Annotated in this window: 6 protein-coding genes; 4 read left to right on the top strand and 2 right to left on the bottom strand. The window is 69.4% G+C overall.

Annotated features, from left to right (window positions below; translation table 11 throughout):
- The first annotated feature begins 8 nt into the window (after window positions 1–8).
- From WC326_02945 to WC326_02935, 3 genes are read left to right on the top strand one after another with little or no spacing between them, the layout of a single operon-like run.
- Window positions 9–752 (top strand): isoprenyl transferase, encoded by a 744-nt coding sequence (locus WC326_02945; protein ID MFA7330010.1) that lies wholly within the window; start codon window positions 9–11, stop codon window positions 750–752.
- Window positions 749–4,948, top strand: a complete 4,200-nt coding sequence (locus tag WC326_02940; GenBank protein ID MFA7330009.1) for a hypothetical protein — start codon at window positions 749–751, stop codon at window positions 4,946–4,948. Before WC326_02945 ends, WC326_02940 begins: the two co-directional genes overlap by 4 nt.
- Before the next feature lie 23 nt (window positions 4,949–4,971).
- The gene (locus tag WC326_02935; protein ID MFA7330008.1) at window positions 4,972–5,196 is read left to right on the top strand and encodes a CDGSH iron-sulfur domain-containing protein; all 225 of its coding nucleotides are present in this window, start codon (window positions 4,972–4,974) and stop codon (window positions 5,194–5,196) included.
- Window positions 5,197–5,270: 74 nt separating this feature from the next.
- Here the strand turns inward: WC326_02935 and WC326_02930 are convergent, their stop codons facing one another.
- Together WC326_02930 and WC326_02925 are read right to left on the bottom strand one after the other, a co-directional pair.
- Entirely contained in the window at window positions 5,271–6,074 is an 804-nt protein-coding gene (locus WC326_02930) for a hypothetical protein (GenBank protein MFA7330007.1), read from the bottom strand.
- 135 nt (window positions 6,075–6,209) lie between these two features.
- A complete protein-coding gene (locus WC326_02925) occupies window positions 6,210–10,832 on the bottom strand; it encodes a C25 family cysteine peptidase (GenBank protein MFA7330006.1) in 4,623 nt (1,540 codons plus the stop codon).
- Window positions 10,833–10,936: 104 nt separating this feature from the next.
- Here WC326_02925 and WC326_02920 point away from each other — a divergent pair, with 104 nt between their 5' ends.
- Entirely contained in the window at window positions 10,937–11,785 is an 849-nt protein-coding gene (locus tag WC326_02920) for a ZIP family metal transporter (GenBank protein ID MFA7330005.1), read from the top strand.
- The last annotated feature ends 82 nt before the right edge of the window (window positions 11,786–11,867 follow it).

Below are 11,867 nucleotides of genomic sequence, written 5' to 3'. Positions count from 1 at the left end.
GGATCGCGATGATGCTTCGCGCCGGCCGCCGGCAGCCCGCCTCCAGTGAAGAACGACGGATTCCCCGCCACGTGGCCGTCATCATGGACGGCAACGGGCGCTGGGCCCGGCAGCGCGGCATGCCCCGCGTGGCCGGCCACCACGAAGGCATCCACTCCGTGCGCGAGATCGTGGAGGCCTGCGGCGAGCTGGGCGTGGAGGTGCTCACCCTCTACACCTTCAGCGCCGAGAACTGGCAGCGCCCGCCGGCGGAGGTGCGCGCGCTGATGTCCCTGCTCATGCGCACCATCGCCGCCGAGGTGGAGCGCCTGCACGCCAGCAACGTGCGCGTGCGGACCATGGGCTTCCTCGAGGATCTGCCCGTGCGGGCCCGCCAGGGCATGCTCAAGGCCATGGAGCGCACGCGGGAGAACACGGGTCTGGTGCTCAACCTGGCGCTTTCCTACGGCTCGCGGCAGGAGATCCTCCACGCCGTCAATCAGCTGCTGAAGGAGGGCGCGCCCTCCGTGGACGAGGCCGGCCTCTCCCGCCGGCTCTTCACTGGCGACCTGCCCGACCCCGACTTGCTGATCCGCACGGGCGGCGAGCACCGCCTCTCGAACTTCATGCTCTGGCAGCTGGCCTACACCGAGTTCTACATCTCCGACAAGCTCTGGCCCGAGTTCCGGCGCCCGGAGCTGCTCAAGGCCTTCGACGCCTTTGCGTGTCGCGAGCGCCGCTACGGCAAAACCTCCGAACAGCTGCATCCATGAGGCCCCGGCGCTGGATCCTGGCGCTGCTGCTGATCCCCGCCCTGTTCCTGATGGGTTTCCTGGCGGCCTGGCGCCTGCTGGGCCTGGAGGAGAATCTCCGCCTGCAGGTGCTGCATCTGCTGGCCCGCCAGGGACTGGAGCGCGTCCAGCTGGCGGCCGTGCGGCCTGCCTGGCTGGGCCTGGACCTGCGCGGCCTGGGCTTCACGCGCCCGGGCGGAGGTCTGCGCCTGGAGAGTCGCCAGGTCCGCCTGCGGCTGACGCCGCTGGATTGGCTGTTCCATCCGGGCAGCGCGCTCTCCGCCGTGGACTGGGTGGAACTGCAGGACTTCCGGCTGGTGGCGGACCGCAGCCTGTTCACCAAGCGCCAGAGCGCGGCGCCCACGCCCACGCTGGAGGAGTGGCTGCGCCGGCTGGCCCCGGCCCTGCGGGAGACACCGGAGATCCGCCTGCGCGGCGGCACCCTGGTCTGGGTGGACGGCGCGGGCACACGCACTCTGCTGCTGGACCGGCTGGAGGGCGTGGCCCTGCCGCTGGACGCCGGGTTGGAAGTACTGCTGCGCAGCCAGCTGCTGGGGGACCGGCGCCAGGCCTTCCGGGCCGATCTGCGTTTCGACCCGGCGACCCTGGACGGGCGCTTCCACGTCCGGGTGGACAGCCTGGGCAAGCGGCTGGAGAAGCCCGACTGGTGGCCCGGGCTGCGCACGGTCCAGGCCTGGAGCTCGCTGACCCTGGGCGGGCGCCTGCAGGCCGGAAAGCTGGACTCGCTGGCCGGGCAGGGACGCCTGGCCCTGAGCGACGCCCGGCTGGGCGAGCTGCAGGATCCCTGGCACGGGTCGCTGGAGCTGGAGCTGGGCCTCGACAGCGTGCGCGTGGAGCGCGGCCGCCTGGAGCGGCGCGGCGAGCAGCTGGAGTTCGGCGGCGCGCTGCCCTGGCGGCTGGAAGGCGCCACGGCCTGGCTGCGGGCTGCGGACCTGGACCTGGGCGCCCAGTGCCGCGGGCTGCCGCCGCTCAAAGGATGGGAGTGGGAACGGCTGGCGGGCCGGCTTGACCTGCAGGTGGACGGGGTCTGGCGGCAGGGCCCGCGGCTGGACGTGCTCGCGGCGCTGCGCGGGTTGCAGCTGGACGGCCGGGATTGGGGCGAGGCCCGCGCGACCGGCAGCTGGCGCGACGGCGTGCTGGGCATCCGCAGGCTGGACTGGCAGCCCCGGGCGGGCGTGTCCGCCAGCGCCACGGGCGAAGTCCGCGGGCTGCCGGGCCGGCCCGACCTGCGGCTGGACACGCGCCTGCTGGCCGAGCTGGCCCGCCTGCCCGGACTCCAGGGTCTGCTGGTGGACAGCACGCGCCTGGAGCTGGACCTGCGGGTGGAGACGGAGCGCCGCGGCGCCGGTTGGCGGCTGGGCCGGCTGGACGTGAACGGCCGGCTGCTGGATCCACGGCGCGAGCTGCTGGGCCTGGCGGGCGGCGCGCTGCCCGGTCAGCTGCTGGACGGTCATCCGCCCGAGGGCACGCTCAGCCTGCGCCTGCCCTCCAGCCGGCAGCTGGGCCTGCTGGAGCTGGTGAACGGCGAGACCCTCGACTGGACCCTGACGCTGGAGGGTCTGGCCCGCGACCTGGCCCCGCTGCTGGGCCTGCGCGAATCCTCCACGCTGGACGCGCTGTCCGGCGTGTTGCGCCTGCAGGGCCGGGGCCTGGAGACCGAGGCCGAGGCCGAGCTGTCCTGGGGCGGCCGGCGGGCCCTGGTGGATGGGCACCTGGCCTGGTCCGACAGCCTGCGGGCCTTGAGCGCCGGGCTGGTGCTGGAGGGCTGGCGCAACTGCCGCCTGGAGGGTCAGGTGGAGGCCTCGCTGCGCGGCCGGCGGCTGGAGCTGGGTCATCTGCAGCTCGAGGGCCTGGAGGCCAGCGGCTGGCTGGACCTGGACTCGCGCCGCTCCCTGGTGGAGCTGACGGCGGACGACCTGCCCCTGCAGCCCTACTGGGACCTGCTGGTGGAGGACCCGGCGCCTCTGACCCTGGGCAACCTGAGCCTGATGGCCGCCGGTGAGGGCACGCTGGACAGCCTGGGACTGCGCGGCGGACTGGAGTGGCGCCAGCGCCTGCTGGGCCGTCAGACCCGTCTGCGCGCGGACCTCAGCCTGGACCGCAGCCAGGCCCGGGTGGAGCGCGGCCGCCTGAATGTGGACGGCCTGGATTGGGCCGCGCTGGAGGGGATCTGGTCGCTGAAGGAGGGGCCGCGCGCCCTGCAGCTGGATCTGCTGGAGCGCGACCTCGCGGAACTGGCGGATACGGCCCCCGGCCAGCGGCCCCTGCTGGAGGGGCGGCTGGGCGGATCCCTGCGCGCGGACCTGCGCAGCGGGGGTCCGGGCCTGGTGGCCTGGCTGAACGTGCAGCGCCCGCGCTGGGGCGGTCTGGTCTTCGAGCGATTGGACCTGCGGCTGGGGCCCTCCAGCCAGGCCGGCGCCCTCAGCCTGGACAGCTTGGTGCTGGTGCGCGGCGGGCCGTTCCCCCTGCGCTTGGAGGCCCGCGGCACCGTGCCCTTCCGCGCCGGGGATTTGGAGCTGGACGTTCAGGCGGCCGGGGACTTCCTCCATCCGCTGACCATCACGCGGGCGGGCCGGCCCTCCACGTTCTTCCGCAGCGCCAGCGGGCAGGGCGAACTGCGGGTCCAGGTGGGTGGCACGTTGCTGGATCCGCAGCTGCGCGAAGGCAGGCTGACCCTGCTGGGCGGCAGCCTGGACCTGGCCTCCGTGGCCAAGAAGGTGCGCGACCTCAACCTGCAGCTGGGCATCCAGGCCGGCCGGCTGGGCATCGAACAGTGCGAGGCCCGGCTGGGTGACACGCGCCTCTTGGTGGGCAACACCTGGGAGGCCGAGGGTCCCGAGGGCGAACTGGAACCCTGGGTCTTCGAGCGCCCGGGACTGGACTGCGGCATCCTCACCCTGCAGACCCTGGATCGGCGCGGCGGGCGGGCTCCGGTGGAACTGACCATCCCGGGGCTGATGGAGCCGGACTGGAGCGGCGCCGTGGCGCTGGCGGGCTCGCGGCCGGGCCAGCTCTTCTGCCTGGCGGGCCCGCTGGAGCGGCCGGTGCTGACGGGCCGCGCCTTCGTGGACAACGCCGAGTTCACCTTCCCATTCATCAAGGGCGAGGGCCCGCGCACGCCGCTGCTGGACGCGATCATCGGCTTCCTCAACCGGATGGAATGGGACGTGGCCCTGGAGGCCGGCCGCCACGTGAACTACTTCTGCAAGGTGCAGGGCTTCGATGACCGGCGCGTGGTCGAGCGCTTCGCCGGCTACCTGGACCGGATCACCGTGGACGTCTACCTGGACCCCACGCCCACCCCCGTACTGTTCAGCGGGCAGATCGAGGACGAGAGCTTCCGCGTGCTGGGGGACGTGACCTGCACGCGCGGCAGCGTGATCTTCCTGGACAAGGAGTTCGACGTGGAGGAGGCCGGCCTGAGTTTCGACGCTTCCACCCTGCTGCCCGTGGTCTGGGGCCGGGCCCGGCACACCGTGCTGGCCCGGGAGACGGATCCCGGCCTGCAGGGCCTGTTCGGCGAGGACGCCCGCCAGATCTGGCTGCAGTTCCGCACCGACGACGAGCTGGGCAACCGGCAGCTGCGCGGGCGTTGGGACGAGATCCGCGTGGAGCTGGTGGACGACCTGAACTCCAACCAGGACCTGCTGGAGCGCGGCCAGGAGGAGCTGCTGGTGGAGATGGGCCTGAACCCCTACGATCCGGGCGGGGCCATCGAGACCATGCTGCCCGACGTGGTGGCGGGCTTCTGGGAGATTCCCCTGCGGCCCATCGAGAGCCGCCTGCGCCGCCAGCTGCGCCTGGACGAGGTGCGGATCTTCCTGCCCGTCCTGCGCAACACGGTGGAAGAACTGCTGGCCTCCCAGACCCGTCAGGAGCAGGCCAGCCAGTCCTACCTGGACTACCTGCAGGGCACGCGCGTCACCCTGGGCAAGGCGCTGGGAAACCGCACCTTTGCCTCCTGGACCGGCCAGCTGGTGGCCTCCACGCCGGTGGAGGGCCGCACGCTGGTGCGGATCTTCCAGCGCATGAACCTGGACTACGAGGTCAGCCGCCACTTGAACCTGTCGGGCGAGCTGGTCTTCGATCCCCTGCGCACCGAGGGCGCGCTGAAGGGGGATCCGCGCATCCTGCTGCGCTATCGCCAGAGCTATTGATCACAACCTGAAAGGACGAAGCGATGAACCACCACGGACCCATCCGGATGGAATTGGAAGAGAAAAACTACGCCTTCTGCACCTGCGGGCGCAGCCAGGCCCTGCCCTTCTGCGACGGCGCCCACAAGGGCAGCGAACAGCGGCCGCTCATCCACACCTGCGAGCGCGCCGGCGCCGCCGTGGTCTGCGGCTGCCGCAAGAGCGGGAACTTCCCCTTCTGCGACGGGACCCACGCCAAGGACGTCTGAAACGACCCGGCCCGGTCCCTCACAAAAAGGGGGCTGCCAGCGGCAGCCCCCTTTTCTTCACGGATGCGGGTTCGCTACTCGAGCGTCAGGTCGAACTGGCCGGTGACGGTCACGGTCTCCGCCGGGGCGCTGATGTTGGCCGCCTGGTAGGAGAAGGTGCCGGCGATGTGCGTCGCCGTGGACGTGGTCAGCTGCAGGGTCAGCTCGGAGGACACGAAGGCGTTCATGTAGTCGGCCACGTTGGGCACGTAGGTGGCCGCGGCGTTCTCCTCGGTGTAGGTGCCCACCGCCTGGCCGTCCAGCACGAAGGCCATGTTGGCGGTCCCGAACAGGCCGCCGAAGCCCAGCATGCCGTCCTCGAACTCCACGTAGACGTTGTTGCCGAAGTCCATCGACGCGCCGTTCACCAGGGCGCCGAAGCTCCCCGTCCACTGGCCGGAGGAGCCGAACTCATAGTCGCTGCAGTCCACCATGGTGGTCAGTCGCGAGTAGACCATGGTCTCGCCGTCCTCGTCGTGGATCGTCAGCGTGTTGCCGCTCAGCTCGAAGGCCACGCTGGTGGAGTAGGGGCCGAGGGGGGTTTCGACGGTGGTCCGGATGCTGTCCTCGTCCGCCGTCCAGGTGCCCTCGAAACTCAGGCACTGCTCCAGCGTGTAGTCGGCCAGCACGTTGATCATGTTGCCGTCGCTCACCAGCTCCACCGTCTCCTGTTCGATGGTCTGGTTGTTCTCCACGACGTTGTGGCGCCAGACGCCGGTCAGGGCCGGGTTGCCGCCGCCGTCGTCGTCGTCGTCGCTCTCGAAGCAGCCGGTGAACAAGGAACCTGCCAGCAAGACGCCGAGCAGGGACAGGGGAAAGAAGCTGCGCATGTGTTTCATGGGTCTCCCGTTGCTGGTTAGGTGTGGTGACGCTCAAATGTCCCGTTTATCAAAGCTCCGTGCAAGTCGGGAACGGAAAAGGGCCGCCGGAGATCCGGCGGCCCTGGCAGAGTCGGCAGCGCGGTCGCGGACCGGCTACTTCAGCAGCATCAACTTCTGCTCGTCACGCACGCCGTCCGCCTGCAACACGGCCAGGTAGAGGCCGGAGGCCAGACCCGAGGCGTCCCAGCTGACTTGGTGCGTGCCGGCGCCCAGGGCGCCGTCCACCAGCGTGGCCACTTCCTGTCCCAGCACGTTGTAGAGGCTGAGGCGGGCGCGGCCCGCGTGGGCCAGGGTGAAGGCCAGGCGCGTGGCGGGATTGAAGGGATTCGGCCAGGCGCCGGTGAGCTCCGTCCGTCCCGGCAGGGTGGGCTCCGCGACGGCGTTGCCCGAGACCTGCATGGACACGGGCAGCGTGAGCTGCAGGTGGCTCAGGTCGTTGGTCGTGAACAGCAGGCCCGTCTCATAGGTGCCGTTGGGTAGCGGGAAGCCCGGCACGGAGGTGAACTGCAGGCTCACCCAGCTGGAGTCGCCGCCGGCCACCAGGCCGCTCATGGATCCCATCGGGATCACCCAGGCCGGGGGCTCCATCCGCACGCTCCAGGGCAGCAGCGCGCTGGCGTCCTGGTTGTGGAAGAAGCTGAAGCCCTCGGCGCCGGCCTCGCCCTGCACGCCGCAGGTGCCGCCCGTGTTCACCGGGTACAGGCCGCCACCCAGGGAGGCGATCTGGATGGTCACTTCGCCGTTGGCCTTGAGGATGGCCTGGGCGCGCACGGGGCCGCCGTTGACGAAGGGGTTGAAGTGCGAGACCCCGTCCCAGGCCACGATCAGCGAGTCCGTGTGGTTCGTCCACCACCAGACTTGCTCGGGGTGCGCAGGTTCGGGCTTCAGGTCGTCCCACCAGGCCGCCACCATGTAGGCGGGGGCCGCGGGGGAGGGCAGTTCCACGTTGGCCGACGAGCCGTTGTCGGCGCCGAAGCCCAGGTAGCCGTTGGGGCTGACGCGCACCTGCTGGAAGGCCTCGCCGTAGAGGAACTGCGTGTAGCCCAGCTCCAGCGGCTGGGTGGCCGTGTCGTGGTCAACGAAGGTCAGCGTCTGCGCGCCCGCGGGGGCCTGCCAGGCGTAGTTCGGGCCGTCGTCCTCCTGGTTGTCCTTCCACACGTAGCCGAAGCCGTCCGGCCCGCCGCTGTCGCGGGAAGCCAGGGCATCCTCCAGCAGGGTGGCGCTCCAGATCAGCGGCAGCTCGCCCTCGTTGCGGATCAGCAGGCTGTCCGCCGCCACGTCGCCGGAGACCACGGCCACGCTGACCTGCGTGTCGCTCAGGCTCAAGGCGGGCGGGGTCAGGGAACTGGCGGCCGAGGTGGTGAAGAAGATGGCCGTGCCGTCGGTGATGGTGTGCATGGTGGCGGCGTTGGCCGTGGCGTTGCGCAGCGTCATGCCGCGCAGGCTGGTCTCGTCCTTGATGCCCACCGTGCAGTTGGGGAAGTCCGTCCAGGCGGTCTGGGTGTCGTTGAAATCCTGGTACTGGAACAGGAAGGGACCGTCCCCGGTCATGGTCGGGTAGTAGAGCGGATCGTAGAGCACCAGCTGGAAGGTGTTGGGGCCGCCGCTCTGGTTGGCGGGCAGCGCCAGCCAGCTGATCACGAAGCGATGCTCCACCGCGTCGTGCCAGGTCCAGACGCCCGGCGTGCCCGTGGTCATGTGGTCGTCCCACATGGGGGCGATCATGGCATCAGGACCCATGCCGCTGGGCATGTAGTGGTTGCGGAAGTCCACTTCGCCGAAGCCGAAGTCGTCAAAGGAGATGAAGCCGTTGGAGCAGACCATCACCTCGTTGTAGGTGACGCCGTAGTAGGTGAAGGGGAAGGGCAGGGCCACGGGCAGGGAATCGTCTTGCTCGTCGCCGTTGTCCGTCAGCGGGACTTCCGTGCCCAGGCCGCCTTCGGAGGGGGCGACGGGAATCCAGGCGTAGACGGGGGCCATGTCGTAGGTGGAATCGTCATCCTCGAAGGCCCAGTAGCCGTAGCCGTCGGGCCCGGTGGGATCGCCCACGCCCGGGGTGCCCACCACGGCCAGCAGCTCGCTGCCGCCCGTGGCGCCGTCCGCCGTGCTCCATGTCAGGGAGAGCGGTAGCTGGTAGCCGATCATGGTCAGCGTGTTCACCAGGATGCTGAAGTCGACGCTGGCGGTGGCGTCGGGGGCCAGGTCGCCGACGGACTGGGGCGGGCTGGCCACCTGGCCGTAGTAGGCGTTCTCGCTGGCCAGTTCCACCATCAGGTCGTTGGCCGTCACGCTGCCCAGGTTGCGAATCTGCAGCCGCAGCGTGCGGGTCTGGCCCGGGCTCAGCGGACCGCCGGGCGTGGTGGTGCCGGTCAGGGAGGGCTGGGGCGCGCTCACTTCCAGCCACAGGCTGCGCTCGAAGTCACCCTGGTCCGAACCCACCTGCAGCAGCACGGGGACCCACTCGCCGTCGGAGAGCGTGGAGACCGGGCTGAGGCTGATGTTGTCCAGGACCAGCGTGCCGTCTGCCGCCAGGTCCGCGGGAGTCTGGACGGGGGCGTTCAGCTGGCCCAGGGCCTCGTCCAGCGAGAAGGCGACGCTCAGTCCGGTCAGGGCGACGCTGCCCGTGTTGTGCAGGCTCAGACCCACACTCTGGTTGGCCGCGCCGGGCAGGAGGCCGCCGGGCAGGGTCACGTCGCTCACCGCCACGTCCTGGGCATTGAGGCTGACGGGCAGGTCCTGCAGGATGGGCAGGTGGCGCTTCTTGGTGACGGTGAGTTGCAGCGTGCCCACGGCCAGACCGTCCAGGGGCAGGGTCGCCCGGCCTTCGGCGTCGCTGAGCACGGCGTGCTGCAGGAGGATCGTGTTGGCGTCATCGGTCTGGTAGACGCAGACCGCCGCGTTCTCCACCGGCTGGCCGCCCGTGGTCACGGTCAGGCTGAGGTGGTCCACTCCGGGGCTTAAGGAGCCGGGCACGCCTTCGAGAGCCAGCAGGGCGGGCTCGCCCAGCCACTGGCAGGTGCCCGGGTCGCCCATCAGGTTGCCCCAGTTGGAGAAATTCGCGATCTGGCCGTCGCCGGCGGGCAGGGTCTGGTAGAGTTCGAACTTGCCCTGCAGCAGGCAGGCGCCGATCTCCGGCAGGTCGTGCTCCAGCAGGCCGGCGTAGTAGCCGCCCACGATGACGTTGTTGTAGCGAGTGTGCGTGCTGGCGGTGGCGAAGCCCATGCCCGCCACGGCGCCGCCCGGGGTGGCCACGCTGCCCGCGCGCAGGAAGTTCTCGCTGTAGTCGTCCTCGCTGGAGAAGTCGCCCGTGGAGCAGGTGAAGATGGTGGCCACCGGCGTGCGCGGACCCTGGGCCAGGTTGAGCACGGTGGTCTGGTCCAGGCCGTCCATGCCGATCCAGCCGCGGTAATTGTAGTGGCTGATGCCCGAGGCGAACCAGGTGGGCAGGCTGCCCGCGCCCACGCAGAAGTTGGTGTCGATGTCCGTGTAGCCGTAGCGCTCCACCATCTCCGCGGCGATGTTGCGGCTGAGGATCTTCATGGAGAGCGCGCAGTGGCTGGAGCCCACCGTCAGGCCGACGCTCTTCAGCCATTCGGCGTCGTCCTCCATGTAGGGCGCGCTCTCGTAGCCGATGATCTTGTAGCAGATGCTGTTGAGCTGGGTGGCGTTCTCGCAGCTCAGGCGCCCCACCGCCACGTCGCCCAGCACGTCGTTGCCGGCGACGCAGGCGTAGTAGTGGTCATACCCCGTGCCGTCCGCGGGCAGGGCGTAGCTGCCGTCCGTGTCCCCCACCAGCAGCACGAAATCCACCGGGTCGGCGGAATTGTATTCCTGGGTGATCCGGGTGCGGATGGCCGTGGTGGTGAAGGTGATGTCCGAGCTGCTGACCACGGTGACCCGGTGGCCGCGGCGGCGCTTCCACTCGATCAGGTCCTGCAAGCCCGCCTGCTGCAGGGCCGTGGCGTTGGCGAAGACCAGATAGTGACCCGGCAGCCAACCCGGATTGAAGGCCGTGACGTCCATGGCCTCGGCGTCCGGGTGGTCCAGGCTGATGATCTCCGTGGCGCCCATCCGACCCAGCACGGGAGTGGGATCGGCCAGCGGGCCGCTGCCCGCGTTGACCAGATTTTCACCCTCGAAGCTGACGCGCACGGTCATGTGGCGGATCAGCCGGCCTTCGCCGGTGAGCGGATTGACCTGCACGGGGAAGAAGGTCGCGTTGACCAGGCGCCGGTCGCGCAGCAGCACGGGCTGGTCCAATTCGAAGAGCCGGCCGGGGAATTCCTCGTTGCTCTGATAGACGTCGGCGTCCTGCAGCCAGGGCAGCGGCAGTTCGACTTCGGTGTGCAGGCGCTCCTGGTTGGGCATGGGCTGCAGCCCGTGCAGGGGCTCCTCCACCAGGTCCAGGATGGTGAGCTGGATTCCGCTGCGGTCCGGAATCTGGATCAGCTGGTGAAAGGCGGGCAAGTCGGGTGCGCCAGGCTGCCCGACCCAGCCGCTGCCGGCCATCTCGATCAGATCCCAGCTCACGCCGTCCACCCGCTCGCGGCTCAGATCCGGCTGGGGGAAGTCCAGCTCGAGGATCAGGGAACCGTCGCGTTGCGTGCTGTGGGCTTGCAAACCCGCCAAGGCCCCCTGGGGAGCGGCGGTTGCAAGCAGGGCGGCTGACAGGATCAGGACACGGGAGTGCCAGCCAAGGCGGGTCGTTCTACTCATTCTCCACTCCGGCTGAATTGGCTCTCCGCCCCGGTTCCGGGCGTGAGCAGATGTGTGTGGTTCAAAGCGCGACAAAGTTGGTAAGCGAAAGCAAGAATCGTACCATGGCCTGCCACCCTGGCGAAACAAATTTTCGGAGACCTCGCATTTTGACTTGGCTGTATGCAATTGGCAGCGTCCTGGGAGTTTCGGCCGTCTCCTTGGTCGGGGTGATGACTCTGGGTCTGGGCATCGGGCGCCTGCAGCGCCTGCTGCTCGTGCTGGTGAGCCTGTCCGTGGGCACCTTGTTCGGCAGCACGTTTTTTCACCTGCTGCCCGAAGCCTACGAGCGCCAGGGCGGCGGTCACCAGGTGGCCATCTGGACCCTGGCGGGCCTGCTACTCTTCTTCGTGCTGGAGAAATTCATCCACTGGCGGCACTGTCATGTGCCTGCCTCGCAAGATCATCCCCATCCCGTGGTCTTCATGAACTTCGTGGGCGACGGGCTGCACAACTTCATCGACGGCGTGCTCATCGGCGCGGCCTATCTGGTCAGCGTGCCCACGGGGATCACCACCACGGTGGCCGTGCTGGTGCACGAGATTCCCCAGGAGATCGGTGACTTCGGCACCCTGGTCTGGGGCGGGCTAACGGTGAAAAAAGCATTGCTGCTCAACTTCATCAGTGGGCTGACGGCCCTGTTGGGCGTACTGCTGGTGCTGACTCTGGGGCCCCGGGTGACCGGGATCCAGGCGCAGATCCTGCCGCTGACCGCCGGGGGTTTCTTGTACATCGCCGGTTCCGACCTGATCCCGGAACTGCGCAAGAGCACCAGTGCCCGGGCCTCGGCCGTTCAATTACTTGCGATCCTGGCCGGACTGGTGTTGACCTGGGCCTTGACCCAGTGGTTGTCCCACGATCATACACATTCGCATGCGTGGCTGCGCCTGATGGCGGATGGATTTCTCGCCTAGGGCCGGGGGTCGGAGCTGGCCGATTTGTTAGGAATCCCTGACATCCTGTCGGCGGATCCGGAATTTCCCTCCCATCTTGGCT

It is taken from the genome of Candidatus Delongbacteria bacterium, assembly GCA_041675285.1.
In the GTDB taxonomy this organism is placed as follows: Bacteria; CAIWAD01; CAIWAD01; order CAIWAD01; family CAIWAD01; genus CAIWAD01.
This window is presented reverse-complemented; position numbering and strand designations above follow the sequence as displayed.

Excerpts from the sequence above, each read along its gene's own strand:
- WC326_02940 (MFA7330009.1), top strand. The coding sequence starts at position 749 with ATGAGGCCCCGGCGCTGGATCCTGGCGCTGCTGCTGATCCCCGCCCTG.
- WC326_02935 (MFA7330008.1), top strand. The coding sequence starts at position 4,972 with ATGAACCACCACGGACCCATCCGGATGGAATTGGAAGAGAAAAACTAC.
- WC326_02945 (MFA7330010.1), top strand. The coding sequence starts at position 9 with ATGATGCTTCGCGCCGGCCGCCGGCAGCCCGCCTCCAGTGAAGAACGA.
- WC326_02925 (MFA7330006.1), bottom strand. The coding sequence starts at position 10,832 with ATGAGTAGAACGACCCGCCTTGGCTGGCACTCCCGTGTCCTGATCCTG.
- WC326_02930 (MFA7330007.1), bottom strand. The coding sequence starts at position 6,074 with ATGAAACACATGCGCAGCTTCTTTCCCCTGTCCCTGCTCGGCGTCTTG.
- WC326_02920 (MFA7330005.1), top strand. The coding sequence starts at position 10,937 with ATGGCCTGCCACCCTGGCGAAACAAATTTTCGGAGACCTCGCATTTTG.